The organism is Mesorhizobium opportunistum WSM2075 (genome assembly GCF_000176035.2).
In the GTDB taxonomy this organism is placed as follows: domain Bacteria; phylum Pseudomonadota; class Alphaproteobacteria; order Rhizobiales; family Rhizobiaceae; genus Mesorhizobium; species Mesorhizobium opportunistum.
In genome coordinates this window covers 3,405,195-3,430,890 of record NC_015675.1, presented here as the reverse complement: position 1 = coordinate 3,430,890, position 25,696 = coordinate 3,405,195, and the positions used below count along the sequence as shown (strand labels likewise).

Sequence of the window (25,696 nt, the reverse complement as noted above, 5' to 3'; positions counted from 1 at the left end):
GTTTGCGATGAAATCCACCGTTCTGCGCGCAGTCCTAACCAGATCCCTTCTGGCCTCGTCCGTCCTGGCCGCATCGATGCTTGTCGGCCAAGCCAATGCCAAAACCCTTGTCTATTGTTCGGAAGCCAATCCCGAGACCTTCAACCCGGCGATCGGCATTGCAGATTCCACCATGGACGCCGCCGCCAAGACGATCTTCAACCGGCTGGTCGAGTTCAAGCCGGGCACGACCGAGGTCGGACCGGCGCTGGCCGAAAGCTGGGAGGTCTCTCCGGATGGCAAGACCTATACCTTCCACCTCAGGCACGGCGTGAAATTCCAGTCGAACGAGCATTTTGCGCCGACGCGCGACTTCGACGCCGACGACGTGCTCTACACCTTCAACCGCCAGCGCGACGCCAATAATCCCTATCACAAGCTCGGCGGCGGCGCTTACGAGTATTTCAATGCGCTGGGCATGGGCACGCTGATCGACAAGATAGACAAGGTCGACGATTACACCGTGCGCTTCACGCTCACCGCTGCCAACGTCACCTTCCTCGCCGGGCTCGCGCTCGACTATCTCTCGATCCTGTCGCTGGAGCAGACCGAGAAGATGGTGGCCGCCGGCACCCCGGAGCTGATCGACAGCCAGCCGGTCGGCACTGGGCCGTTCGTGCTTCAAGCCTATGTGCCCGACAGCCAGGTCCGCTACGCCGCCAACAAGGATTACTGGCGCGGCGCGCCGAAGATCGACACGCTGGTCTTCGCCATCACGCCCGAGCCGACCACCCGCGTCGAGCGCATCAAGGCCAATGAGTGCCAGGTCGCCGCCCCGCCGCCGCCAAGTGCGGTCGCCGACCTGCGCGCCGATCCCGAGATCACGGTGCTCGACCTCAAGGGTCAGAATATCGGCATCCTCGGCTTCAATGTCGAACACCAGCCGCTGGGCGATGTGCGCGTGCGCACAGCGCTGGCCAAGGCGATCGACCGCAAGGCGATCGTCGAGGCGGTCTATGCGGGTGCGGGCACGGTCGCCGGCAGCGTCGTGCCGCCGGCGCAGCTCGGCGCCGTCACCGATGCCGGCATCGACTACGATCCCGACGGCGCCAAGAAACTGCTGAAAGAAGCCGGCCACGAAAGCGGCCTCAAGATCAGCCTGTGGGCTATGCCGGTGTCGCGCCCCTACAACCCCAACGCCAAGCGTATGGCCGAGATGATCCAGGCCGACTGGGCCAAGGTCGGCGTCCACACAGAAATCGTCAGCTTCGAATGGGGCGAATATCTCAAGCGCACCGCCGCGGGCGAACAGGATGCCTTCCTGCTCGGCGGCAGCAGCGACAATGGCGATCCCGACAACATGCTGAGCTATCTCTTGTCCTGCGATGGCGTGAAGGGCGGCTCCAACCGCTCGCGCTGGTGCGACAAGGATTTCGAGAAGCTGCTCGACGAAGGCCGCGTCGCCGCCGACCAGAAAGAGCGCGCCGCCATCTACGGCAAGGCGCAGGCCATCCTGAAGGCCGAGGTGCCGGTGGCGCCGATCGCCCATTCGATGGTGGCGATCCCGATCCGCAAGAGCGTTCTCAACTACGTGCTCGACCCCTTCGGCCGGCAGAATTTCGCCGCCGTCGATATGGCGGAGTGAGGGCTGGCGCCTTCCCTTCTCCCCTTGCGGGAGAAGGTGTCGCCGAAGGCGACGGATGAGGGGGCTCCAGGGAACGCCAACGTCTCACTCCGCTGGAACACCCCTCATCCGTCTCGGCGCCAGCGCGCCGATCCACCTTCTCCCGCAAGGGGAGAAGGGAAAAAGAAAGCGAGACATCCATGCCAAAAGACCTGACCGCCCTCCTCGACACCTACCTCGCCGATGGTGCGGTAGGCGCCTCGCTCGCCTATTCGACAGGCGTCACACCAACCGCCCTCACCGCTGGCCTCTCCGACCGGCGGCACGTCACCCCTGTCACTCCGGACCAGCTGTTCAAGATCGGCAGTTGCACCAAGACCTTCGTTGCCGCGGCCCTGGTCAAGCTCGCCGAGACAGGCAAGCTCGATCTCGGTGCGCCGATCTCCCTCTGGTTTCCCGACCTGCCGGGTGCCAAAGACATTTCGGTGCGCCAGCTGATCAACCACCGCAGCGGCCTGCCGGAATTCGAATATTACATTCCGATGGACCCGAGCCGGCAGTGGACGCCCCGGCAGCTGGTCGATATCGCCTTCGCCTCCGACAAGCAGAAGGCGCCGGGCGGTCCCGCCGTCTACAACAACACTGGCTATGTGCTGGCCGGCTTGGTGATCGAGGCCGTCACCGGCCAGTCGCTGGGCGCCTACGTCAGAAGCGCGATCCTCGAGCCGCTTGGCCTGGAAAACACCTGGTCGCCGGCGACCGAAGCCTTTCCGGAAAAGGCGATGGTGCGCGGCTATTACCACCGGCCGCCGCCGGCGCCGAATGCGCCCACCGACATCGCCTCGGGCGGCGAGATGTGGCGCATGGACGGCGTGCTGCCCTACGCCGACGACCTGCAGGACTCTTCCAATTCCTTCCCGTTCGGTGCCGCCTATGGCTGCGGCGACATGGTGTCGACGCCATCCGACATGGTCGCTTTCATGCGCGGCCTGTTCTCCGGCAAATTGTTGTCGCCGCCCTTCTTCGCCGAGATGTTCGAACACCGCGTGCCGGCGAGTTTTCCAGGCACCCGCATGCGCGAGACCGGTGCCGGCATGTTCCAAAGCGCCTACGCCGACCGCGCCTTCTACGGCCATCAGGGCAGCATTCCGGGCTACGTCGCCGTCATGCTGCACGATCCACAGTCGAACCTGACCATAGCCATGACCAGCAACGTCGGCTCCGGCAACCGCCTGTCCTTCCAGGCCAGCGGCTTGCATCCGGTGGTCGACCAGGCGATCCGGATTATCCTGGGAGACTGACTTTATCCACTCAAGGGCGCTGGCCGGAAGACAGCGACGGCCGCCGCGACAATCTCGGCATTGTCTTTTGCCGTCCTGCCATCGGCGAGCGTCCTGCCATCCTCCAGCCCGACCCGCGTCGACCAGCGCTTCCGATGCGCAAGCTCCACGAACGGCCACACCGTGGCATCGACGCCATGCAGCAGGATCGGTCGCCGTAACTCGGCGCGTTCGAGCACGGCGGCGATGCCATGCGCCTCGTCGAGTGCTGCATTCAGGTCCTGGATGTCGATCTCGATCAGGATGCGGAGCACCCGGTCGCGATCGGCAAACGTCACGAGGCGCTCGGCATCTTCCGTCGTGGCAAGCCCGGCCTCGATACCGACGCCGCGTTGGCGCAACAATCCCATCACGGCGGGCGCATCGGCCTCCGACAGGTTGACCGAGGCATAGTCGGGCAACTCGCGCCAGCCGGCAATCGCCGCGCGCGTCCGCTCGACATCGTTCTCGATCCAGGCGCCGGTCGACACGCCGACGAATGTGCCCGGACAGGCCTTGCGTACCGCAAACACCGTTTCATCGACGGCGGCCAGGCTCTCGCGCCCGTCCGCGCCGCGCGGATGGATATGCAGTTCGGCCGCACCCGCTGCGACGCAGGCCGCCGCATCACTCGCCATCGCCTGCACCGTCAGCGGCAATTCCGGGTGGAAATCGCGTGGCCGCGCGCCATTGATGCACGCCTGTACGATCATGATCTCGCCTCGGACAAGGGAGATACCACTCTATTCGCTCGGCCGCGAAGTTGCCAATCTCCCCCGGTGGAGATTGGCAGTCTCAAGGGTCGCGCCTTCTCTGGCCCATCCGGCGGCATTTGAATAAAAAGCGCCTGTGGATATTTACCTCGCGTTCCGCCAGGCCGGCCAAGATAAATTAGGGCGGGATCATGGAGGGACCATTGACCAGCGATTTTTCAGCCGCCCGCGTCCACCTCGAACGTGCCTATCACTATCTGCGTGGCAATGACGAGACGAGCCGTACGGCGTGTGACGCCCTCGATCTGTTGATCGAAACGGTGGCGGAGGCACAACACAGGCGACCCGAAGTTGGGGTAGTGGAGTTTCCACGATCGACGGCGCGGCAAAACCGTTAGAGAGCAATTCCAGGAAAAGTGTGAAACGGTTTTCCCGGGAAAAGCGCGTAGCGCCTTCCCATGAATTGCGTCAAAACGTAGTGTCGAGTTTCAGGTAAGGTCATCCTCACCTGAAACTCGACACCCCGGTTCACGATGCCTTGCGGGCCGGCACCTCGCTCGCACGTGCGACGATCTGCTCCAGCGGCTCCGGCCGGTGCAGCAGGAAGCCTTGGCCGAAGGCGACGCCCATGTCGCCGAGCATGGCCAGCGTGTCCTGGCGCTCGATTTTCTCGCCCACCACGTCGCAGCCGAGGCTGCGGGCAATGCTGGTGATGGCCAGTACGATCTCGCGGTCGAAGCGGCTTTCCGTGATGTGTTCGATGAAGGAACCGTCGATCTTGATCGTGTCGACGGGGAAACGCCTGAGATATTCGAACGAACTCATGCCGGCGCCGAAATCGTCGAGGCTGACCCGGCAGCGCCGCTCGCGCGCCTTGCGCACGAACTGTTCGGCGGCGTCGAAATTGGTGACGGCTGCGGTCTCGGTGATCTCGAAACCGATGCCCGAATGCGGCACTCCGGTCTCGTCGATGACGCTGTCGACGAACGCCCACAGTTGCGGATCGCTCAGCGTCTGTGCCGACAGGTTGAAGCCGAGCGTCAGCGAGCCCGAGCGCAAGGCGGCGCCGTGCCGCGACAGCGCGGTGCGGATGATCCAGCGGTCGAGCCTTGAAGCGATGCCGAACCGCTCGGCCACCGGAATGAATTCGCCCGGCGGCACCAGCCGGCCGTTGCGCCCGGCGAGCCTCGCCAGCACTTCGACATGACGGCTTTCCTGCCAGGGCTTGCCGAGCAGGTGGATCTCCTGGCCGAACAGTTTCAGCCGTCCCTCTTCCATGGCGTCGACCGTATCGGCGGCGACGCGCGCGGCATTGAGCCCGCCCGACCCCGATTCGACCATCGTGGAGAACACCGCGAAACGATTGCGCCCGGCAGCCTTGGCCGCGTAGCAGGCGTCGTCGGCGCAAGCCAGCGCATCGGCCACCGTGGTGCTGGCGTCGTCGATGAAGGCGATGCCGATCGAGGCCGCCAGTTTGCGTGACGACGCGGCCGTGCCGAGATCGGCCTCGCGCACCGCGCCGAGCACGGCAGTGGCGATCCGCTCGGCCTGCGAGGCATTGCAATGCGGCACCAGCAGCGCGAATTCGTCACCACCCAGCCGCGCCGCGTGCGCCGCCTGCGGCAGGCAGCCACGGATGCCGGCGGAAACGCTCTTCAGCGCCAGGTCGCCGGCGGCGTGGCCGGCAAAGTCGTTGAGCGCCTTGAAGTAGTCGAGATCGACATAGAACACCGCCAGCGGCACACCCGCGGCGATGTGGTCGGCGAGCAGCCTGTCGAAGGCGGCGCGGTTGCACAGGCCGGTCAGCGCGTCGTGGCGGGCCGCGTAGGCAAGCTCCTGCTGGCGCAGCTTTTCCTCGGTGATGTCGCGCACCGTGCCGAGGATCTGGCCGGCAGCGCCCGCCGCGGCGACGAAGCGCACCAGCGACTCGACATGGCGGATCTCGCCGTCACGCCTGATGATGCGGTATTGCGAGGCCGTGACGCCGTCAGAGCCGGGTGGCGGCAGATGCGCCCGCTCGGTGGCTTCCTTGTCGTCGGGGTGCAGATAGCTGTGCCAGAGGTCGGCTGTCACCTCATCGGTGTCGGCGACCAAGCCGAATATGTCCCTGGTGCGAGCATCCCAATAGCTCTTGTTGGTGGCGATGTCGTAGTGCCAGATGCCGGTGCCGCTGGCGGCGAGCGCCAGGCGGAAGCGCACATTGACCTGTTCAAGCTCGGCCTCGGCGGCCTTCTGCTTGGAAATGTCGGTTTGCACGCCCATCAGCCTGGTGGGCTTTCCGGACGTGTCGCGCTCGACGATGCCGCCGCGATCCAGCACCCACACCCAATGGCCCAGCTTGTGCTTGAGCCTGAGTTCGGTCTCGATGGCATCGGTCAATCCGGCAATATGGCGGTCGCCGCTGGCCAACGCATGCTCGCGGTCGTCGGGATGGGTGAGTTGCAGCCACAGGTCGCTGGTGGCGGCAAGCTCATCCTCGTCATAGCCCAGCATATGCGCCCAGGTCGCCGAGTAGAAGCAGTCGCCGGTCCGAATATCCCAGTCCCAGACGCCAAGATGGGCGCGTTCCAGCGCTTTCGCCCAGAACGTTTTATCGCGACTTTTTTTGTCCTGACGCGCCATCGTCTGTTTCGCCTGCCCCACCCGCGGGCAATCTGCGACAGAACCAGAGAAGAAAGCGTTACTTCTGCCGAAGGGAAGCCGCTCAGCCTGACAGTCGTTCGTTTGTGAACGCGCCTTTCGATTGGCGGGCAAGAACCGGAGTTTTACTGCCCCCAATTCGTCCTACTGCTTGTCCCAGGCCACCGGCCCATCCGGTGAGCCCAAAGGCAAGGACAAGAGGATCCTCCCAATGACCAAGCAAGAAGACAACAAGGCCGTCGTCGTCAGATGGTTCACCGACTTCTGGGGTGAGACCTGCGACCTGTCGGTGGTCGACGCGGTTGCGGCGCCTGACATGCTGCTGAAATATTCGCTGCATGAGCCGCGCCGCGGCCGCGACGATATCAAGGCTTTCATGACCGATTTCCGAACCGCATTCCCGGATCTCAATTTCTGGGCCACAGCCGACCTCATTGCCGAGGGCGACTATGTCGTCGGCCAGTGGGAAGGTGGCGGCACGCATACCGGCCCGGCCTTCGGTGATTTCCTGGCCGGCTCACTGCCCGCCGCCACCGGCCGCACGATGCGCTTCACCGGCACCACGGTGCTCAAGGTGATCGACGGCAGGATCGTCGAGGAGATCGGTCTCGACGACGGCGTTACCGCCCTCACCCAACTCGGCCTGATGAAAGCCGCTTGAGGCAGCACACGGGAACCATCGTATCGGCCAGGCGGCGTCGATGCCGCCTGGCCTCATCGATTGCTGGCCCCGTTGCTTACTGGCTCCGTTGCTTATTGACTTGGCGCCATCGCATGCTCGCACGACACTTTCGGGTTCATGTCGGCGAAAGTGCCGGTTGGATTGCCCTTCCAGGCCCAGACATGCAGTTCGTAGAACTCACCCAGGCCGTAGCGGTTCGGGGCGCTGTTGAAGTTGAACAATTGGCCGTCCAGGGATGCCGGCCCCTTCGAGGTGATATATTCGACCGCCACCAGCTTCAGCGTGCCGTCGGCCATCGGCTCGTACATCACCGCTTCGGGACGGGCGATGTCGATCTTGTCGTCCTTCAGATACTGGCCGTTGACGTAGTGGATGCCCATGGCGCCGCCGGTGATGCCGCTGGCACAGGGAATGGGCGCATAGCCCTCGGCCGTCGCTGCCTTGACGTCGAGAAAGCGGCTGTTCGCGGACCGCACCTTGTCGGCCAGCGGATTGGGACCGGACGCGGCGTCGGACGCCTCCTGATGCGCCTGTGCGAAGGTGGCGCAGGCGGCAAGCATGGCCCCCGCCATGGCGAGCCTGTTGCGAAAATTTGAAGTCATATCCATTCCATTCTTCTTGAAAAAGCACGGCTCGCCGGCCGCCGGAAATACGGAGGCCCGGCAGGCAAGCGCCGTGGCTGTTGTTGCTTGGCGATCCCGAATTCGATGTGTCGTGGAAGGATCATCCCTTCGGCAGATACGGTATCGTTCCGGCGAGATCGGTGTCGTCGATGAGCTGGAAACGGCTGTCGCTGCCGCCCTGACGCGCCGAGACGAAAGGCGCGTAGGCCGGATCGTTGGTGAAGGCGCGCGCCGCGGCTTCCGACGGGAATGCCATCAGGGCGATCAGCGTGGTGTCGAGCGGCTTGCCCTCGAGTGTCTTCACATTGCCGCTGCGCGACAGATATTTGCCGCCATGCTTGTGGACGAGGTCGTGCACCGAGGCGGCATAGTCCGGCACCCATTTCGGGTCCTTCATCTTGATGTCCGCGATAAGGTAAGCAGTCATGGTCGTATCCTTGGTTGCGGCGCACAGGGATATCCCGTGCGACCGGCCAAAGGGCTCGCATGGCAAGGCCTCTGCCAACCAGTCCGCGATCTGTACCGGCCCGGTACAGTTTCTGTACTCGCCGCTTCAATCATGAAGGGCTAATGTTCGGCTCAGGTTCGAGGGAGAGGCACCGATCATGGCCCAGCACGGATACAAGCAGTTCTGCCCGCTATCGATGGCCGCCGAGGTGCTGTGCACCCGTTGGACGATGGTGCTGATGCGCGAACTGGTGGCAGGTTCGACCCGCTTCAACGACCTCCGCCGCGGCGTCCCCAAAATGTCGCCGACCCTTTTGTCGCAACGGCTGAAGGAGCTCGAGCTGGCCGGCATCGTCGAGCGCAAGGCGGTCCAGGGCGAGAAGGGGATTTTCGACTATCAACTGACCGAGGCAGGCCGAGATCTGCGCCCCGTCGTCGAGGCGATGGGGTTCTGGGGGCAGAAGTGGGTGGAGTCCCGGCTGTCGCTCAAGAACCTCGATCCGTCGCTGTTGATGTGGGACATGCGGCGCAATCTGAACCCCTCGCCGCTGCCCGATGGGCGCACCGTGATACAATTCCTGTACCAGGAGCTCCCGGTCTCCAAACGGTCGTGGTGGCTGATCGTGGAAAAGCACGGCGAGGTCGACCTGTGCTGGTACGATCCGGGCTTCGAGGTCGACCTCTACGTCTCGACCGACCTGCACACGATGACGGCGATCTGGATGGGTCTGCTCACCGTCGAAAAGGCCGGCGCCAAGGTCGCCCTGACCGGCGACCAGGCCATCGGCAGGAAGATGCAGACCTGGCTCGGCCTCAGCCCGTTCGCGGTGGAGCCCAAGCGTGCGGCGTAGGAGAGCCTACCGCCAAACGCTTATCAACCCTGGGCTACATGCAACGAGAACAATGACTTACATGGAACCTTTGAATCCGATTGGATGCGACCCGTCAATGGGATCGGGTGATTCAATCGGGTAGTACTTGTCTTCATAAGCCTCGATCAGGCACGCAAGAGCATCGAAGCGGTCGCCGTCAGGAGAGCCGACCTCCGGCCCATTCTCGAAATATCTGCTGATTTCGGCGATCGCCCAATCGTAGTCAGCTTCGGTCCTAATGGGTCGAATGTTTTCCATCACACCTTCTCCAGATCAACCTTGTCATAATCTTGCCCGATGGAAAATTGTAGAGCTCAGGTTTAGTTTCTCGAACATCGATAAAGTCCGCCCCTCCTGACAGTTGTCAGGAAACGGGTGGCGAGGCCGGCGTTTGGCGGCTTCAATGCGGCCATGTTCATCACCCTGACCAAAGATCTGAAATCCGTCCCGCTGCCGGTCGCCGACGATCCGCGCTGGGCGCGTATCGTCGCGCGCGACAAATCGGCGGACGGCGAATTCTGGTATTCGGTGGCGACGACCGGCGTCTACTGCCGCCCCTCCTGCCCGTCGCGGCAGGCCAACCCGAAAAACGTGCAGTTGCACGACACGCTGGATCAGGCCAGGGCGACCGGCTTTCGCCCCTGCCGGCGCTGCAATCCGGATGGTCCCTCGCTTGAAGCCGGCAACGCCGCGATGGTCGCCGATGCCTGCCGCAGGATAGAGCATAGCGAGGAGGAACCCTCGCTCGCCGAACTGGCTGGTGCAGCCGGCCGCAGCGCCGGCTATTTCCATCGTGTCTTCAAGGCCATCACCGGGTTGACCCCGAAGGACTACGCCACCGCACGCCGGGCCGCCCGGGTCCGCCAGGGCCTCGAAGACGGTGCCAGCGTGACGGCCGCGATCTATGACGCCGGCTTCAATTCGAGCGGGCGTTTCTACGAAAAATCGACCGGCATGCTCGGCATGACGCCGACCCGCTACCGTGCCGGCGGCGCCAACGAGGACATCCGCTTCGCCGTCGGCGAGGCCTCGCTCGGCAGCATTCTGGTCGCGTCGAGCCAGAAGGGCGTCGCCTCGATCCTGCTCGGCGACGATCCCGACGCGCTGGTGCACGACCTGCAAGACCGTTTTCCCAAGGCGCGGCTGATCGGCGGCGACCGCGATTACGAGGCGCTGGTCGCCCGCGTCGTCGGTTTCGTCGAGGCGCCGGCGCTCGGCCTCGACCTGCCGCTCGACGTGCGCGGCACGGCGTTCCAGCAGCGCGTCTGGCAGGCATTGCAGGAGATCCCTGTCGGCAAGACGGTGTCCTATGCCGAGATGGCGCGGCGCATCGGTACGCCGAACGCCACGCGCGCCGTCGCCGCCGCCTGCGCGGCCAACGCGCATGCGGTGGCCATCCCCTGCCACCGCGTGATCCGCAAGGACGGCGCGCTGTCCGGCTATGCCTGGGGCGCCGAGCGCAAGCGCGCGCTGCTCGACCGCGAGGCGGGTGGATCGAATGCATCCGACAGCGCTTACCGATCTGCACGGAGCTGACGGGCACCAGCATGCGCGCGATGGCAAGGTCTTCCACCTCCGGCGCGAACGTCCCGTCATCAGGCAGCGTTGCGCAGCAGGAGGACGCGAAGTCACAGGTGTTGGCCGCCATTGGCGAACTGGTCAATGAAGGTAAAGCTGAGTGGAGCCGCGGCGAGAGCGGCGAGATCGAGCTGCGGCTGGTGTCAGGCGAAGTGTTCGTGCTGGGCGAGGTCGCCGTCACCCGTGTTGGGTGAGCATGTTTGGGCAGTGTGGTCCAAGTCAGCACTCTACGGCGCCCCCCTCTGTCCTGCCGGACATCTCCCCCACTTGTGGGGAGATTGGCTGTCATCGCGGCCTTCGCCAATCTCCGACGTTGCAGGAATGAGTGGGGCGACGAAGCCGCCAATCTCCCTCCTTGTGGGGGAGATGTCCGGCAGGACAGAGGGGGCGCCGTAGGGCGCTTACCTTTGCACTGTTCCAGAGATTTGAATTTGAAAGCAAGCATCGGAGTGAGGGGCCGAACGCAGGGAACTAGGGTTCAGGCACAGAAGGAGTGAAGGCAATGAACCTTATGCAAATCATCAACCCGGCGACAGCCTCCAACGCAGCCGCAGCCCTCGACACAATAACCTACGCCATCGGCCAATCCGCGATCGGCAACATCCTGGCGGCGCGCAGCCGGATCGGCGTCTGCGCCATTCTGATCGGCTCTAGTGCCGAAACATTGGAGCAGGATATCGCCAACCGCTTCCCTGGCAAGATTCTGATTGAAGACGAGCCCGGACTGAGCGACGACCTTGCCGCGATCGCGCGCTTCGTCGAAACGCCCTCCGCCGGCCTCGACCTGCCGCTCGACGTCAGCCACGGCACGCCGTTCCAGCAGCGTGTATGGGACGTGCTGCGCACCATCCCCCGCGGCGCCACCATCACCTACACCGCGCTTGCCCAACGCCTTGGCCAGTCCAACGGCGCCCGCGCCGTGGCAACGGCCTGTGCGGCCAACGCCATCGCGCTCGGCATTCCCTGCCACCGCGTTGTCCGTGCCGACGGCACGTTGGCGGGCTACCGCTGGGGCATCGAGCGCAAGCATGCCTTGCTCGACAGGGAGGCCCGGATATGAACGCCCACGCCAAGGTAGCCGCATCCGCGGTGGAAGCCGCAGAGACACGCGTCGGAACCTACGACTGGCCGGCATTGACCGCCGAGCTCGACGGCTTCGGCTGCGCGGTGCTCGAAAAGCTGCTCTCGCGTGAGGAGTGCCGGCAGATCGCCGGCCTCTATCCCCAGGAGCAGCATTTCCGCAGCCACATCCACATGGCCAGGCACGGTTTCGGCAAGGGCGAATACCGCTATTTCCGCTATCCGTTGCCCGATCTCATCGGCGGAATGCGCAGCGCGCTCTATCCCCGGCTGGCCGAGGTCGCCAACCGCTGGAACGAGCGCATGGGACAAGCGATGCGCTATCCCGCGACGCATGCCGAGTTTCTCGACCAGTGCCATGACGCCGACCAGACGCGGGCGACGCCGCTCTTGCTGCAATATGTGCCCGGCGACTTCAACTGCCTGCACCAGGATCTCTACGGCGACCTCGCCTTCCCGCTGCAGGTTGCGATCCTGCTTTCCGAACCGGGCAAGGATTTCACCGGCGGTGAATTCGCGTTGACCGAGCAGCGGCCGCGTATGCAGAGCCGGGTCGAGGTGGTGCCGCTGCGCCAGGGCGACGCCGTTGTCTTCGCCGTCCACAACCGGCCGGTGCAGGGAACGAAAGGTAATTACCGCGTCAATTTGCGCCACGGCGTCAGCCGTCTGCGCTCAGGCATGCGCCACACCGTCGGCATCATCTTTCATGATGCGAAGTGATGGCGCGGGTCCGCATCAGCCGACACCATCTCCAGGATCCAGGGACACGCATAGTAATCGGCGATGCGGTCGATCACTCCGCCGGCGGCATGGATCCGCACCAGATGGGCAGGCCGCCAGACATCGCCATACAGCCTGTCGACGACCAGCACGATCTCGGCGCCGATCGCACCCTGCCGCATGCGCCAGGGAAGTTCCGCGCGCTCATACTCGACGAAATAGGGCGAGGCGGCGAGCAGGCCGTTGTAGCAATCCGAGACCCGCAGGCGCGCATCGGCGCTGGTCAGCGCCCGCACCCCGTCCCAGTCCCTGGCATTAAAGAGTTCGACATAGCGGCCGAGCAGCCGCGCCAGGTCGGGATCATGTGCGGGCGCCGCGACCGGTTGCGCCGGCAAGGCGGCGAGCTTGGCGCGGCCGCGGTTGAGCGCCGACTTGACGCCGCCTGTCGTCGAGCCGACGAGCTCGGCGATCTCCTCCAGCGAATGATCGAAGACATCCTTGAGCAGCACGCAGGCGCGCTCCTTCGGCGGCAGGTGCATCACCAGCCGCTCGATAGCGCGGCCGGCACCCCGCCCGGCAGGCTCGACCGGCAGCACGATATCGTCGCCGGCGTAGCCGGCCTCGGCCAGCATTCGCGTGCGGCGGCCCCTGATGAAATCGATGCACCTGTTATGGGCGATGCGGAACAGCCAGGGCCGCAACGCCAGCGTGTCGTCGAGCAACTCGATCTTGCGATAGGCCTCGAACAGAGCCTCTTGCATGACGTCCTCGCCGTCGAGCGCCGAGCCGGTCATGCGGGCGCAATAACGATGCAGCCGGACCCGCAGATGCGAGACCGTCTCCAGGAACGCCTTGTAGCGCAGGTCGAACAGGCCTTCGGGATCCAGCCTGGGCCTCATCCCCTGCGCGGTATCACGAGATCTGCGGATCTGCTGGTTCATCGCGGCACATAGGTCAGGGTCACCACGCCATTGTCGAAACGGTGCGTACCGACGAGATCGAGGTCGATGGAACCGACATCGTCGAAGGCGCGCTTGCCGTGCCCGACGCGGGTCGGCACGATCGACAGATGATACTCATCGACCAGCCCGGCGGAGACCAGCGTTTTGTCGAGCTGCGACACCCCATATTTCAGGATGTCGCCGCCCGGTTGCCGCTTGAGCGCGGCGAGCGCCTGCGCGACGTCGCCCTCAAGCAGCGTGGCATTCCATCCCACCGTCTTGAGCGTCTTCGACGCGACCAGCTTCTTCAAGCCGTTGATGCGGTCCATATATGGACCCTTGAGATCGGGCCAGCGCGCCGAAAACATCTCGTAGGTGACGCGGCCGAGCAGGAAGAACTCGACGCCGGACAACGCCTGCAAGGCATGCGCCTGGTTCTGCTCGTCGAAGAAGGGCGAGGCCCACCCCATCGGCCCTTCGATGACACCGTCCAGCGAGACGAAGCTGGACACGATCAGCCGGCGCATGATCAGGCCGCCTTCGCGCCGGCGGCAACATCAACGGCATCCGGCAGCCCAAGCTTCGGCCGCACCCAGGCGGCGAGGCGGGCGATCGCGTCATCGGCTTCGGGCGCTCGGCCCGCCATCATCTGGAAGGAGTGCAGCATGTCGTCAAAGACATCGAGCCGCGTCTCGACGCTGGCTTGGCCGGCGCGTTCGGCGAACATCCGGCTTTCGTCGACCAGCGTCTCGTCGGCGCCGGCCTGGAGGTAGACAGGCGGAAAGCCGGAGAGATCGGCATAGAGCGGGCTGACCTCGGGATCGCGCCGGTCGGCATCGCCGATGAAATTGGCCACCAGCCAGTCGACGCCGGCCTTGGCGAAGGCGGGGTCCTTGTCGCGGTTGGTCTCGTAGCTGGCGGCGGTCAGCGCCATGTCGAACCAGCCGGAGATGATCAGGGTGGCGACGGGCAGCGGCCTCCCCTGCGCACGCAGCCGCTGCAGGACGCCATAGCTCAGCACAGCGCCGCAGGAATCGCCGGCGATCACGATCCGGCCCGGGTCGAAGCCCTGGTCGGCAAGCCAGTTCCAGGCGGTCATCGCCGCTTCGAGCTGGCCCGGATGCTTTGCCTGGTGCGCCAGTGGATAGTCATAGACCAGCGCTCGGCAACCGATCGCCTTGGCGAGATGGCCGACCAGCTTGCGGTGCGTGTAGATCGAGCCGCCGACGAAGCCGCCGCCATGCGCGTAAAACAGCGCCCGCTCCGCGTCGGCGCCCTTCGGCACGATCCATAGCGCCGGCACGCCGCCGGCATCCACCTCGATATAGTCGACGCCGCCCGGTTCGCCGGTCAGCGCCGTCCAGTGAGTGTCGTTGAAGTCGATGATCGCCTGCGGGCTGGTCAGCTTGCCGGCATTGGCGACGAACGCCGCGTAATGGTTCCTGTTTGCCTCACTCTCAGTGCTCGCCATGATAGCCTCCGGGGTTATGGATCGCGGGTCCCGCGATCTTCCAAAGCCAAGGACGGACGAGCGGCCAAAAAGGATACGTCGCAGCGCTCGCTCTTTTGGGAGCGCGCTCAGGCCACGCCGCCAAACGCCGCCGCATGGCGCCGGGCGAACTCGACGAACGGCGTCGGCTGGACGCCGAACATTTCATGCGTCACCAGATGCACCCGCGATTTCGGCCGCCGCCGCCGCTCAGCCAGTTGCTCGTCCAGCGCATCGGCGAAACCGGCCGGAATGCCGGCGGCCAGCAGGTTGCGCCGCCGCTGTTCCGGACTGATGTCGACATAGCGGACTGGCCTGCCGATCGCCTGCGATATTCGCGCGGCGATCTCGGTCATCGTCAGCGCCTCGGGGCCGGTCATGTCGAGGCTCTCGCCTGCATGGCCGCCATCGCGCAGCAGCCGGAAGGCCACTTTGGCGATGTCCTCGACATCGACCGGCGACAGCTCGGTGTCGCCGAGCGCGAGATAGAAGGCGCCCTCGGCGGCGATGGTCGGCGCGTCGCGCAGATAGACCTGCATGAACTGACTGGGGCGCAGATGCGTCCACGCCATGCCGGCCGCTTCCAGATAGCGCTCGACCTCCTCATGCATGCGCGTGAACCGGAACTTCGTCGCGTCGTAGCCGATGTTGGACTCCCTGCCGGAGAACTTCACCACATGCCCGACGCCGGCCGTTCTGCAGGCATCGATGAAACAACACTGCGTCTCGGTCATGTCGTCGCCCGCGGTCGAAATCATCAGCACGCGATCGACGCCGTCGAGCGCAGCGCCAAGCGTTTCCGCCCGGCGCATGTCGCCCTCGACCAGGTCGACGCCGGCCAGATCGCCCAGTCCTGCAGCAAATGCCCGGTTCCGATCGCGGACCAGCGCCCGCACCGCATGCTTCTGCCGCGCGAACTCGCGCACGATCGCTTTTCCGTTCAAGCCCGTGGCACCCGTCACCAGGATCATCAGCTTTTCTCCGTCTTGATTGCCGCGGCTGCCATGCCGGCGACCGCAGCTTGAAGACGAAGAGACCAGGGCAAAGGATTCTGCCCAAACGTCTTTTTATCGATGCGAGGCTCAGCCGCCCGGCGCATAGCGGTTGACCACCATGCCGCATGCATAGGCCTTCGAACCGAGCAGCCGAAGCTTCCGGAAGCCGCCCTGGTCGAAGATGCGGCGGCCGGCGCCCAGCACCGCCGGGTTGACGAACAGCTGGAACTCGTCGACCAGTCCCGCCGCGATCAGCGCGGAGGCGAAGCCGGCGCCGCCGAAGACGGCGATGTCGCCGCCCTCGCCCACCTTCAGTGCCTTGACTTCGCGCGGCAGGTCGCCGCTCACCACCGTCGTGCGTTCCCACCGCGAGGTTTTCAGCCTGTCGCTCGGCACCACCTTGCGTGCTTCGACGATACGCTGGGCGAAGGCGTAGAACGGATCGGCCGGATATTTCTTCGCCGCATTGCCCCAGTGGGTCAGGTACCCCTCCTCGGCCATCTTGCGGCTGAGCAGGATGGTGTCGATGCCGGCGAAGACGATGTTGAAGTCGCGCTTCAGCTCCTCATCCCAGCCATTGTCGTCGCCCCACTCCCAAAGCTGCCATCGATGATCCTCATTGGCGCCGACATAGCCGTCGACCGACATCTGCATCTGAAGGATCAGCTTTTTCATGGCGTTCGCCTCGTTTCCGGATTCTGGATGGGAAGGATCAGGCAGCGCTTTGCGAGCGGGCGAAAGCGTGCGCCCAGCTCTCGAAAGTGGTCGGCGTGGTGTTGCTGACCGACGGTGCCTCCAGCGCCCAGCGATCGCCCTTGTTGAAGCTCGCCGCCGTTTCGCCGAGCGCATCGGCAAAGCTCGCCGACAGGCCGTTGGCGACCATGCCTTCGCGGGCATCGGCGAAGGGCACGGCATGATAGGTGACTTGCCTGCCGATCGCCTTGCCGAGGATCGCGGTGGCTTGTTCAAAAGTATAGTGGCCGCCGCCATGCAGTTCGACGACCCGCTCGGCCGGGAACCGGCCAGCGCCCAGCAAGGCGGCGGCGCGCTGCCCGACATCGCGGGCGGCAATGAGCGGCATTGGCAGGTCGCCGCGGAACGGCGTGGCGAAGACGCCGGAAGCGGCTTGCTGGACAAAGCCCAGGCCCTTGGCAAAATTCTCCATGAAGAACGAGGCGCGCAGGAACACCAGCTCGTCGAGGCCGAGCGCTTCGAGCCGCTCCTCCATCATCGCGGCACCCAGCGAAGTTCCCTTTTTGAGATGAGCATTGAGGCCGCTGAGCAGCACGACACGGCGCATGCCTGAATGCGTGATCGCCGCTGCCAGCCGCTCGCCGACCTCATCCTCGAAGCGATGCAGATCCGGCGCGGTGACGTCGAAGGGGATCATCACATAGGCGCTGTCGGCACCGGAGAAGGCGGATGCCAGAGCGTCGGCGTCGTCAAGCGCAACGCCCAGGCTGCGCGCCACGCCGCGCACTTTGTGCCCCTGCGCGGCCAGCACGGAAGCGACCTCCTTGCCGACCTCACTGGTGGCGCCGACAACCACGACGGTCCTTGGTGCGACGTTGCTCTCGATTGCTTGCATGTCGTCCTCCTCTGCGAAAACGAGCCACTATGGCAACAGAATGATTTACTTTTGGAACCATTTGACGCATGCACAGAATGATGTCAATAGTAAAGTGATTTAAAAACGGAACCATAGATGTCGACCCGTGAAAAATCCGGCTGCCCGATCAACCTGTCGCTGGAACTGCTCGGCGACCGCTGGACCCTGCTCATCGTCCGCGATCTGATCTTCGCTGGGAAAAAGCACTTTCGCGAGTTCCTGCAATCCGACGAAGGCATCTCCTCACGCACGCTGGCCGAGCGGCTGCAGACGCTCCAGGAAGAAGGCATCCTCACCCGCAGCGATGACCCGACCCATGGGCTGAAGGCGATCTACCGGCTGACCGAGGCCGGCGTCGACCTGTTGCCGGTGCTGGCCACGCTCGGCGCCTGGGGCAGCAGGCACCGCAAGGCCGACGATCATCTCGCCCGCATCGCCGACGAGTTGGCGGCCGGCGGCGAGCCGGCGCTGGAACGGATGAAGGCGGCGCTACGGGTGGAGCATATCGTTTAGGCGGATACCCAGTCTTCCCATGGGAAATGAGTTGCCAGCCTCGGCTGCGGCCAGGGAGGTAGATTAAGCTACGCCGCGGCTTGACAGCCGTACATGATTTGTTCTCTATGTGTTCGCATCTATCAGCAACTGTGGATGAGCGGTCGGGATGGAAACGACAGCCACCATCCTGCATGCCGATCTCGATGCGTTCTATGCCTCGGTCGAGCAGTTGCTCGACCCGTCGCTGCGCGGCAAGCCGATCGCGGTCGGCGGCGGCGTCGTGCTCGCCGCCTCCTATGAGGCGCGTGCCTTCGGCGTGCGCGGCGGCATGCCCGGGCGCAAGGCGCGCGAGCTCTGCCCGCAACTGATCTTCGTCGGCGGCAATTTCAGCCACTACCAGCGGCTTGGCGACGCGGCGATCAAGGTGCTCGACGATTTCACGCCGCTGGTCGAGCGCATTTCCATCGACGAGGCCTTCGCCGATGTCGCCGGCTGCACGCACCTGTTCGGGCAACCGCAAGAGATCGCCGCGACCATCCGCCGCCGTGTGCGGGCCGAACTCGGCCTGCCGATCTCGATCGGCGTCGCACGCACCAAGCATCTGGCCAAGATCGCCTCGCAGGTCGCCAAGCCCGATGGGCTGGTGGTGGTCGATCCCGGCACCGAGCTTGCCTTCCTGCACGATTTGCCGGTCGGCCTGATGTGGGGCGTCGGCCTGGCGACCAGGGCGCGGCTGGCCGAAATCGGCGTCGAGACCATAGGCCAGCTGGCCAGGACGCACAGCGGCGCGCTGACGCGGCTACTCGGTCCCGCCGCCGGCGAAAAGCTCTCGGCCTTGTCGTGGAACCGCGACCCGAGAAAGCTGGAGACGAAGCGCCGCGCGCACTCGGCCGGCGCGCAGTCGGCACTTGGCCGCAAGCCAGCCGTGGCGCAGGTCATCGTGCCCACTTTGCTGCACCTTGCCGACCGCGTCGCCAGCCGGCTGCGCGCCAAGGCGCGGCCCGGCCGCACGGTGACCGTGCGTGTGCGCTTTGCCGATCTCAGCGCCGTCACCCGCTCGATCACGCTCGACCAGCCGATCTCGGCGACCACGATGCTGGCCGAAATCGCAGGCGATCTGGTGCGCGGCGTGCTCGCCGACAATCCGCACGAAAGAACGATCTCGCTGCTGGCGATCTCGGTCTCGCACCTCTGGGAAAGTTCCGAGCTGCAGCTCGAACTGCCGCTCGGCCTTGCCGACGAAAAGCATCGGCCGGGTACTGCGAAAGGCCTGGCGCGCTTCGGCGCCGACCGCGCCATCGACAAAATCCGCGAGCGCTTCGGCAAACAGGCCGTCGGCTACGGCACGGTGGCGCTCGAAGCGGCGCGCTCGGTGCCCGACGAATTCAGGGAGCTGGCGGAAAAGGAACTGTGAGAACTACCTGCCGCTGCCAATAGCGATGCACCTTGACGCCGCTGGCGCTTTCCCCGTGCCAAGGCTCGCAAGCGATGCCGTCTTTGTCGGCATCGTGCGTCGGCCAATAGCCGGGCTGCCCCTTGCGCGCGGGGGCAAGACCGACGGCGCGAGCCGCTGCACAGTTCGGGAACGCGGCAAAGTGCCTGAGGGCGGTGAGCGGTGAGTCGAGCTGGATGCCGACAAAGCCATAGGCGATGTAGCCGGACAACAGGATGAACGGCGCGAAAAGAGCAACCCATTTCAGCCTGCCAAGGCGATGATATGCAGGCCAATACAAGAATGGCAGAAGCATTCCCGGCACGCCCCCGGTCCCAGCACATCAATGCAGGCTATCTCGGGGCAGGCTATCTCGGGCCGGCCGCCATGACAATGACGCCGGACCTGCCGGGATCGAGATACGCCCCGGCCCTCAGAGCTGCGCCGTACCGAAAACCCGATCCCAGAATATCGACGTCACGCCGAAATTGGCGGTATCGTCGATGTGATGATGCACTGCGTGGCGGCGCTTGAGCGTGTAGAGATAACTGGGATGTCTGGGATGCCAGTGATGGATCATGTGGTGGATGCTGATGTACCAGAGATAGCCCAGCATCAGGCCGCAACTGACCGCGCTCGCGGTCGCGAAACCGAAGGCCATCCACACCGGCAGGAAGGCGACCAGCGCATGCACACCCAGACTGAGCCAGGTTGGCGTACCCACCGAACTGCGCTCCTCGACATGATGACGGTCGTGCAGGTCCCTGATGTAGGGGATGTGATGAAGGACAAAGCGGTGCAGGACGTATTCGACCAGCGTCCACAGGCCGAGACAGAAGATGACCGTACCGATCCACTCCGGCGCACTCTCCTCGCCGGCCTCGATCAACCCGGCTATTCCCAATATGGCGATCACCAGCGGATAGACCACGAAGTCGCTGTAGTAGCCGATCAGACCCAGTTGCATTCGGACGCCTTACCTGACCTTCGACGCCGCCCCAAAGTGATACTTCAGATTGCCGGACTCGCACATGAGGTGCAATGCGGGCGTGTTTGACATAGCGTCGCAATTTGCCGATGCAAGGGTCGGCACCCATGATCGGCTGGCAATTGGCCACCTCGTACCGGCGCCACGAATGGACACGCAAAATGGCAAAACGCAGTGCCGGCCTGCTGATCTATCGTCGAAGCGATGGCGATGTCCGCGTGCTGCTGGTTCATCCCGGCGGCCCGTTCTGGGCGAAGAAGGACGATGGCGCCTGGTCGATCCCGAAAGGCCTTGTCGACGAGAATGAGGACGAGCTTGTGGCGGCACAACGCGAAACCGAGGAAGAAATCGGCATCAAGGTCGACGGCCTTTTCACGCGCCTCGGCGATTACAAGCAACCGGGCGGCAAGATCGTCAGCGCCTGGTCGGTGGAGGCCAGGGCGGAGATCGACGTGGCGGCGATCAAGAGCAACAGCTTCACCATGGAATGGCCGCCGCGGTCGGGATCGATGAAGGAATTCCCGGAGGTCGACAGAGCGGGCTGGTTCAGCCTGCCTGAGGCCGAGGTAAAGATGCTTGTCGGGCAGCGTCCGATGCTATCGGATCTGGCGAAGCAGCTGCGAATCCAGTGATCTCCCCCCTCAAGGGGGGAGATCGACTGTCATTCCTCGAACCGCGCCGCCGTCCACGCTCCACCCGCCGCGTTCGATTCCACCGCCGCGGCGACGAATTTCACCCCGCGCGCGCCATCGACCACGTCAGGCACCTGCGCCGCGCGTGCCGCATCGACCACCCCACCCGAGCGGTGGGCGCGGATGATGTCGGCTGCATCGCGGTAGAAATTGGCGAAGGCCTCGATATAGCCTTCCGGATGCGCCGCCGGCATGCGCGACACGCGCCGGCTTTCCTCGGTCGAGCCATGGCCGCCGCGCACCAGCGTGCGGGTTTCCTCGCCATATCTGGAGAAGCGCAATTCCTCCGGCCGGCTTCCAGACCATTCGAGCCCGGCTCTGTCGCCATAGATGCGCACGGAGAGGTCATTGTAGTGGCCGGGTGACGTCTGGCTGGCCAGGATCGTGCCGCGCGCCCCGCCGGTCCAGCGCACCAGCACATGCGCATTGTCGTCGAGCCGGCGCCCCGGCACGGCGGTGAACAGATCGGCCGACACCGTCTCGGCCTCGCAACCCGAGGTATAGCTCGCCAGATTGAAGGCATGCACGCCGATGTCCGCCAGCACCGCCGACTGCCCTGCCCGCGCCGGATCGGTGCGCCATTCCGCCTGCTTCTGGCCCTCGGCGTCGATCGGCTTCGTCAGCCAGTCCTGGATATAGGCGCCGTGCACCGACACGATCCGGCCAAGCTCGCCCGCCGCCACCATCTCGCGCGCCTGGCGCACCATGGCGTAGCCGGTGTTGTTCAGCGTGACGACGAAGCGGCGCTTCTTCGCCTTCGCCAAGGCCACCAGCGCCTCGGCGTCATCTAGCGTCGTCGATAGCGGCTTGTCGCAGATCACGTCGATGCCGGCTTCGAGGAAGGCAGCGGCGATCGGCGCGTGCAGATGGTTGGGCGTGACGATGACGACGGCCTCTATGCCATCCGGCCGCGCCGCCTCGGCCTTGGCCATGGCATGGTAGTCCGCATAGCTGCGCTCCGGCGCGATGCCGATCTCGGCGGCAGAGGCGGCGGCGTTCTCCGGATCGGACGACAGCGCGCCGGCGACCAGCGCGATCTGGTCGTCAAGGCGCATGGCGAGCCGGTGCACCGCGCCGATGAAGGCATTGCGGCCGCCGCCGACCATGCCAACCCGCAGGCGCTTGCCCGCCGACCCGTCCGATGTTGCGTAGACCATGTTTGTCTCCTCCGAGCAGACTGATTCAAGGGCTGAGGCCCGATATCGCGCCAGCACCCACCGTCGAGTTCTATGGCGCCCCCCTCTGTCCTGCCGGACATCTCCCCTCCAGGGGGGAGATTGTCAGCGTCGACTGCGGCGCCTTTCTTGCAACGCTGGCGACTGGCGAAAGCAGAGATGACGTCCAATCTCCCCACTTGAGGGGGAGATGTCCGGCAGGACAGAGGGGGGCGCCGTAGAGCGCCACCTTTGACCGCTAGCATCACTCTCCAGACTCACCGTCGAACGCCATTTCCAATTTCCATATTGTAAAACGATCGTATCGCGCTAGCCTGAAAACATGAGCGGGGCACGCAAACAATCCGGAAGATCCAGTACCGACGAGGCGGCGACGCGCAAGCGCGGGCGCTCGCTGGCAGCACTGGGCTACATCCAGCCGCGGACCTATGAGGAACTGCGCGCGGTGCTGTCGTCGGGCACGGTGCATTTTCCCAAACGGCTGCGCCAGGTGGCGATCTTCCTGTGGCAGCATCCGAGCGACGTCGCGCTCGGCACCATCGCGCAGGTGGCCGCCCAGGCAGGCGTGCAGCCCTCGACGCTGGTGCGCTTTGCCCAGATCTTCGGTTACTCCGGTTTTTCCGATTTCCAGGGCCTGTTCAAGGACCACGTCAAGGGATCATGGCCGGAAGGGCGTGGCCAGGAAAAGACGGAGGCCAATGCCAATCTGCATTTCCTGCATGGCATGGTTGGCGCCTCGCAGGCCTCGCTTGGCCGCGTCGAGGCCGGCTTCGACGTCGAGAGTTTCGAAAAGATGGTGGCGCTGCTGGCTGGCGCCGACCTCATCTACGTCATCGGCTCCAAGCGCGCCTTCCCTGTCACCACCTATCTATCGCTGACCTTGTCGCAGCAGGGCGTGCGCAATGTGCTGGTCGACAATGTCGGCTCCTTGGCACTCGACCAGGTCGGCTGCATCGGCGCGCGCGACGCGGTGCTGGCCGTCTCGTTCAGCCCCTACAATTCCATCACCCCGGACCTCGTCGCGGTGGCGCATGAGCGCAAGGCCCGCATCGTCACCATCACCGACAGCACCTTCAGCCCGTTGATCCGGCTGTCGGACAGCTGGCTGGAAGTGGTGGAATCCGACTTCGCCGGCTTTCGCTCGCTGGCGGCCTCATTGGCGGTCGGCATGGCACTGGTCCAAGGGGTCGCCGCGCGCCGCGGCCCATGAGGCCCCGCTGGCACATTTGACTATCGGGAATTGCCGTTCCATATTTCAGAAAATAGAAACTTTGTTCCGGGAGGAGGAATGGAGCTTCATCTTCAAGGTAAGGTCGTGCTGGCCACCGGCGCGACGCAAGGCATCGGCCGCGCGATCGCGCAGACGCTGGCGCGCGCCGGCGCCGGCGGGCTGCTGATCACCGGGCGCGATGGCAAACGCGGCGACGCCGTGGCGGCGGAACTGTCGGCCATCGGCACGCCGACCATTTTCGTCGCCGCAGACCTCGGAGACCCGGCAACCCCCGCCCTTCTGGCGCAAGCCTGTATCGAGCGCTTCGGCCGTATCGATGGCCTGGTCAACGCCGCCGGCCTGACCGACCGTGCCTCCTTCCTCGATGCCAGCCTTGACGACTGGGCCTCGCTGTTCGCCGTCAACGCGCGGGCACCATTCTTCCTGATGCAGGCTGCCATCGCCGACATGAAGAAGCGCGGCCAGGGTGGCTCGATCGTCAACATTCTGTCGATCAACGCCCATTGCGGCTCGCCCGAACTCGCGGTCTATTCCGCCACCAAGGGTGCGCTGGCGACGCTGACCAAGAACGCCGCCAACGCCCACCGTTTCGACCGCATCCGCGTCAACGGCATCAATGTCGGCTGGACCGACACGCCGGCCGAACGCGTCATGCAATCCGAAATTTTGGGCAACGGCCCGGGCTGGCTCGACACCGCAAACGCCGCGCAGCCTTTCGGCAGGCTGTTGACGCCGAACGACATCGCCAACCTCGCCGTCTTCCTGCTGTCCGACGCGGCCGGACCGATGACCGGCGCCGTGATCGACCAGGAACAGTCCGTGATCGGGGCGAACCGGTGAACGCTTCACCCGAAACATTGGGGCCGGCGCTGCTCGATCGCTTGCCTGTGTCGGTCCAGACACCGGCCTATGACCGCGCGGCCCTCGCCCCGGGCATGGCGCATCTCGGTGTCGGTGCGTTCCACCGCTGCCACCAGGCCGAATACACCGATGACCTGCTGTCACTGCAGTTCGACCGCTGGGGCGTGGTCGGCATCAACATCCGTCCGCCCAGCCTTGCCGGCACGCTCGGCCGGCAGAGCGGCCTCTACACAAGGCTGATCCGCGAGAATAGCCATGTCGAGGCGCGCGTCATCGGCAGCATCGTCAAGGTGGTCGACAGCCAGGAAAGCGCCAAACCGGCGCTCGACGTGCTCGCCTCGCCCGACATCGATCTGGTAACGATGACGGTGACCGAAAAAGGCTATTGCCACATTCCGTCGAGCGGCGAACTCGATCTCGGCCATCCCGACATCGTCCATGACCTCACCAATTCCCAGGCACCGCGCAGTGTGCCGGGCATCCTCGCGCAAGCGCTGGAGCAGCGCAGGGCCACGCATGGCCAACCGATGACGCTGCTCTCCTGCGACAACATCCCGACCAACGGCGTCATCCTCGAAAAGGTCGTGCGGACTTTCGCCGAGCGGCGCGACAAAGGGCTGGCCGACTGGATAGCGGCCAACGCCGCCTTCCCCTGCGCCATGGTCGACCGCATCGCGCCGGCGGTGACGCGCGATGACCTCGACAGCGTCGAGCAATGGTTCGGCTACCGCGACGACGCGGTCGCCGTCGGCGAGCCATTTCGGCAATGGGTAATCGAACAGAAATTCGCCGGCCGCGTGCCGCGCTGGGATCTGGTCGGCGCCACCTTCGTCGACGATGTCACGCCTTTCGAGCATCTCAAGATGCGGGTGCTGAACGGCGCTCAGACAACCCTTGCCACGCTGGGCGTGCTGGCCGGGCTGGAACACACTTTCGATGCCGTCGCCGACCCGCTGCTGTTGGCCTTTGTGCGACGCATGCTGATACAAGAAACGCTGCCGACGTTGACGCCGGTGCCCGGGGTCCTGCCCCTCGCTTATGTCGAGCAAAGTCTCGGCCGGCTGCAGAACACGGCGATCCGCCACCGCAACCACCAGATCGCCACCGATGGCTCGCAGAAGATCGTCCAGCGCCTGCTCAACCCGATCCGCGACCGCTTGCGCCAGGGTGCCAGCATCGGCCTGCTGTCGGTGCCGGTCGCCGGCTGGATGGCTTATCTGATCCAGGCCTCGGCCCGGTTCGGCAAACGCTGGCCGGTGTCGGACCCCTATGCCGGCAAGGTCGCTGGGATCGCCGACACGGTCGGCCGAGATGCACCAGCGCTGGCTTCAGGGATTCTCGCCATCGACGGGATATTCGACCCCGGCCTTGCCGCGAACGAGACGTTTCGCGCGGCCGTTACGTCAGCGCTTGATGATCTGCTTTCGGACGATCCGATGGCCGCTGTCAGGCACAGTCTTGAACAAGATGAGGTCGCAAGGTTGAAGCGATCCAAACAATCGGCATTATAG

Annotated in this window: 29 protein-coding genes; 15 read left to right on the top strand and 14 right to left on the bottom strand. The window is 64.8% G+C overall.

Annotation, left to right across the window (positions count from 1 at the left end):
• Positions 1-7 precede the first annotated feature (7 nt).
• Both MESOP_RS16475 and MESOP_RS16470 read left to right on the top strand, forming a co-directional pair.
• On the top strand, positions 8-1,624 hold the full coding sequence (locus tag MESOP_RS16475) for an ABC transporter substrate-binding protein (protein WP_013894462.1): 1,617 nt from the start codon (positions 8-10) through the stop codon (positions 1,622-1,624).
• Between the two features lie 179 nt (positions 1,625-1,803).
• Complete coding sequence (locus MESOP_RS16470; RefSeq protein ID WP_013894461.1) at positions 1,804-2,904, top strand: serine hydrolase domain-containing protein; 1,101 nt, start codon at positions 1,804-1,806, stop codon at positions 2,902-2,904.
• Positions 2,905-2,906: 2 nt separating this feature from the next.
• Here the strand turns inward: MESOP_RS16470 and MESOP_RS16465 are convergent, their stop codons facing one another.
• Positions 2,907-3,635 (bottom strand): 3-keto-5-aminohexanoate cleavage protein, encoded by a 729-nt coding sequence (locus MESOP_RS16465; RefSeq protein ID WP_013894460.1) that lies wholly within the window; start codon positions 3,633-3,635, stop codon positions 2,907-2,909.
• Positions 3,636-3,838: 203 nt separating this feature from the next.
• Here MESOP_RS16465 and MESOP_RS33720 point away from each other — a divergent pair, with 203 nt between their 5' ends.
• Complete coding sequence (locus MESOP_RS33720) at positions 3,839-4,033, top strand: hypothetical protein (RefSeq protein WP_167313557.1); 195 nt, start codon at positions 3,839-3,841, stop codon at positions 4,031-4,033.
• A gap of 130 nt (positions 4,034-4,163) precedes the next feature.
• Here MESOP_RS33720 and MESOP_RS16460 read toward each other — a convergent pair whose 3' ends face one another.
• Positions 4,164-6,257: an EAL domain-containing protein gene (locus tag MESOP_RS16460; RefSeq protein WP_013894458.1), complete on the bottom strand. Its 2,094-nt coding sequence runs from the start codon at positions 6,255-6,257 to the stop codon at positions 4,164-4,166.
• 229 nt (positions 6,258-6,486) lie between these two features.
• Between MESOP_RS16460 and MESOP_RS16455 the strand changes: the two genes are divergently transcribed.
• On the top strand, positions 6,487-6,936 hold the full coding sequence (locus tag MESOP_RS16455; RefSeq protein WP_013894457.1) for an ester cyclase: 450 nt from the start codon (positions 6,487-6,489) through the stop codon (positions 6,934-6,936).
• Between the two features lie 92 nt (positions 6,937-7,028).
• On the opposite strand, the gene MESOP_RS16450 is transcribed toward MESOP_RS16455, so the two are convergent.
• Both MESOP_RS16450 and MESOP_RS16445 read right to left on the bottom strand, forming a co-directional pair.
• Complete coding sequence (locus tag MESOP_RS16450) at positions 7,029-7,565, bottom strand: hypothetical protein (RefSeq protein WP_174324777.1); 537 nt, start codon at positions 7,563-7,565, stop codon at positions 7,029-7,031.
• Between the two features lie 115 nt (positions 7,566-7,680).
• On the bottom strand, positions 7,681-8,007 hold the full coding sequence (locus tag MESOP_RS16445) for a DUF1330 domain-containing protein (protein WP_013894455.1): 327 nt from the start codon (positions 8,005-8,007) through the stop codon (positions 7,681-7,683).
• Positions 8,008-8,185: 178 nt separating this feature from the next.
• Between MESOP_RS16445 and MESOP_RS16440 the strand changes: the two genes are divergently transcribed.
• Positions 8,186-8,878, top strand: coding sequence for a winged helix-turn-helix transcriptional regulator (locus MESOP_RS16440; protein ID WP_013894454.1), 693 nt, complete (start codon positions 8,186-8,188; stop codon positions 8,876-8,878).
• Between the two features lie 57 nt (positions 8,879-8,935).
• Here MESOP_RS16440 and MESOP_RS16435 read toward each other — a convergent pair whose 3' ends face one another.
• A complete protein-coding gene (locus MESOP_RS16435; protein ID WP_013894453.1) occupies positions 8,936-9,157 on the bottom strand; it encodes a helix-turn-helix domain-containing protein in 222 nt (73 codons plus the stop codon).
• Positions 9,158-9,310: 153 nt separating this feature from the next.
• On the opposite strand from MESOP_RS16435, the gene ada reads away from it, so the two are divergent.
• The 4 genes from ada to MESOP_RS16415 all read left to right on the top strand — a co-directional run bounded on the left by ada (position 9,311) and on the right by MESOP_RS16415 (position 12,277).
• Positions 9,311-10,435: a bifunctional DNA-binding transcriptional regulator/O6-methylguanine-DNA methyltransferase Ada gene (gene ada, locus MESOP_RS16430; protein ID WP_041164740.1), complete on the top strand. Its 1,125-nt coding sequence runs from the start codon at positions 9,311-9,313 to the stop codon at positions 10,433-10,435.
• Between the two features lie 11 nt (positions 10,436-10,446).
• A complete protein-coding gene (locus tag MESOP_RS16425; RefSeq protein WP_013894451.1) occupies positions 10,447-10,671 on the top strand; it encodes a hypothetical protein in 225 nt (74 codons plus the stop codon).
• A 308-nt stretch (positions 10,672-10,979) separates the two neighbouring features.
• Entirely contained in the window at positions 10,980-11,537 is a 558-nt protein-coding gene (locus MESOP_RS16420; protein ID WP_013894450.1) for a methylated-DNA--[protein]-cysteine S-methyltransferase, read from the top strand.
• Positions 11,534-12,277, top strand: a complete 744-nt coding sequence (locus MESOP_RS16415; protein ID WP_013894449.1) for a 2OG-Fe(II) oxygenase — start codon at positions 11,534-11,536, stop codon at positions 12,275-12,277. Before MESOP_RS16420 ends, MESOP_RS16415 begins: the two co-directional genes overlap by 4 nt.
• Here the strand turns inward: MESOP_RS16415 and MESOP_RS16410 are convergent.
• The 6 genes from MESOP_RS16410 to MESOP_RS16385 all read right to left on the bottom strand — a co-directional run bounded on the left by MESOP_RS16410 (position 12,262) and on the right by MESOP_RS16385 (position 17,290).
• Positions 12,262-13,176, bottom strand: coding sequence for a sigma-70 family RNA polymerase sigma factor (locus tag MESOP_RS16410; protein WP_245265110.1), 915 nt, complete (start codon positions 13,174-13,176; stop codon positions 12,262-12,264). The genes MESOP_RS16415 and MESOP_RS16410 overlap by 16 nt on opposite strands.
• 38 nt (positions 13,177-13,214) lie before the next feature.
• Positions 13,215-13,745, bottom strand: a complete 531-nt coding sequence (locus tag MESOP_RS16405; RefSeq protein WP_013894447.1) for a dihydrofolate reductase family protein — start codon at positions 13,743-13,745, stop codon at positions 13,215-13,217.
• A gap of 2 nt (positions 13,746-13,747) precedes the next feature.
• Positions 13,748-14,689: an alpha/beta hydrolase gene (locus MESOP_RS16400; RefSeq protein ID WP_013894446.1), complete on the bottom strand. Its 942-nt coding sequence runs from the start codon at positions 14,687-14,689 to the stop codon at positions 13,748-13,750.
• A 107-nt stretch (positions 14,690-14,796) separates the two neighbouring features.
• Entirely contained in the window at positions 14,797-15,678 is an 882-nt protein-coding gene (locus tag MESOP_RS16395; RefSeq protein ID WP_013894445.1) for an SDR family oxidoreductase, read from the bottom strand.
• 111 nt (positions 15,679-15,789) lie between these two features.
• Positions 15,790-16,377, bottom strand: coding sequence for a dihydrofolate reductase family protein (locus MESOP_RS16390; protein WP_013894444.1), 588 nt, complete (start codon positions 16,375-16,377; stop codon positions 15,790-15,792).
• A gap of 37 nt (positions 16,378-16,414) precedes the next feature.
• The gene (locus tag MESOP_RS16385) at positions 16,415-17,290 is read right to left on the bottom strand and encodes an NmrA family NAD(P)-binding protein (protein ID WP_013894443.1); all 876 of its coding nucleotides are present in this window, start codon (positions 17,288-17,290) and stop codon (positions 16,415-16,417) included.
• A 117-nt stretch (positions 17,291-17,407) separates the two neighbouring features.
• On the opposite strand from MESOP_RS16385, the gene MESOP_RS16380 reads away from it, so the two are divergent.
• Positions 17,408-17,824 (top strand): winged helix-turn-helix transcriptional regulator, encoded by a 417-nt coding sequence (locus MESOP_RS16380; RefSeq protein ID WP_013894442.1) that lies wholly within the window; start codon positions 17,408-17,410, stop codon positions 17,822-17,824.
• A 148-nt stretch (positions 17,825-17,972) separates the two neighbouring features.
• Positions 17,973-19,220, top strand: coding sequence for a DNA polymerase IV (gene dinB, locus MESOP_RS16375; protein WP_013894441.1), 1,248 nt, complete (start codon positions 17,973-17,975; stop codon positions 19,218-19,220).
• On the opposite strand, the gene MESOP_RS32995 is transcribed toward dinB, so the two are convergent.
• Both MESOP_RS32995 and MESOP_RS16365 read right to left on the bottom strand, forming a co-directional pair.
• Entirely contained in the window at positions 19,192-19,554 is a 363-nt protein-coding gene (locus MESOP_RS32995; protein ID WP_013894440.1) for an excalibur calcium-binding domain-containing protein, read from the bottom strand. The two genes, dinB and MESOP_RS32995, sit on opposite strands and share 29 nt — an antisense overlap.
• 117 nt (positions 19,555-19,671) lie before the next feature.
• Positions 19,672-20,205 (bottom strand): sterol desaturase family protein, encoded by a 534-nt coding sequence (locus MESOP_RS16365; protein WP_013894439.1) that lies wholly within the window; start codon positions 20,203-20,205, stop codon positions 19,672-19,674.
• A gap of 182 nt (positions 20,206-20,387) precedes the next feature.
• On the opposite strand from MESOP_RS16365, the gene MESOP_RS16360 reads away from it, so the two are divergent.
• Complete coding sequence (locus MESOP_RS16360) at positions 20,388-20,858, top strand: NUDIX hydrolase (RefSeq protein WP_041164736.1); 471 nt, start codon at positions 20,388-20,390, stop codon at positions 20,856-20,858.
• Between the two features lie 29 nt (positions 20,859-20,887).
• On the opposite strand, the gene MESOP_RS16355 is transcribed toward MESOP_RS16360, so the two are convergent.
• Positions 20,888-22,075 carry a Gfo/Idh/MocA family protein gene (locus MESOP_RS16355; protein ID WP_013894437.1) on the bottom strand — a complete coding sequence of 396 codons (1,188 nt, stop codon included), beginning with the start codon at positions 22,073-22,075 and terminating at the stop codon, positions 20,888-20,890.
• A gap of 340 nt (positions 22,076-22,415) precedes the next feature.
• Here MESOP_RS16355 and MESOP_RS16350 point away from each other — a divergent pair, with 340 nt between their 5' ends.
• The 3 genes from MESOP_RS16350 to MESOP_RS16340 all read left to right on the top strand — a co-directional run bounded on the left by MESOP_RS16350 (position 22,416) and on the right by MESOP_RS16340 (position 25,696).
• On the top strand, positions 22,416-23,303 hold the full coding sequence (locus MESOP_RS16350) for a MurR/RpiR family transcriptional regulator (RefSeq protein ID WP_013894436.1): 888 nt from the start codon (positions 22,416-22,418) through the stop codon (positions 23,301-23,303).
• 78 nt (positions 23,304-23,381) lie between these two features.
• On the top strand, positions 23,382-24,164 hold the full coding sequence (locus tag MESOP_RS16345; RefSeq protein ID WP_013894435.1) for an SDR family oxidoreductase: 783 nt from the start codon (positions 23,382-23,384) through the stop codon (positions 24,162-24,164).
• Positions 24,161-25,696 carry a mannitol dehydrogenase family protein gene (locus MESOP_RS16340; protein ID WP_013894434.1) on the top strand — a complete coding sequence of 512 codons (1,536 nt, stop codon included), beginning with the start codon at positions 24,161-24,163 and terminating at the stop codon, positions 25,694-25,696. Before MESOP_RS16345 ends, MESOP_RS16340 begins: the two co-directional genes overlap by 4 nt.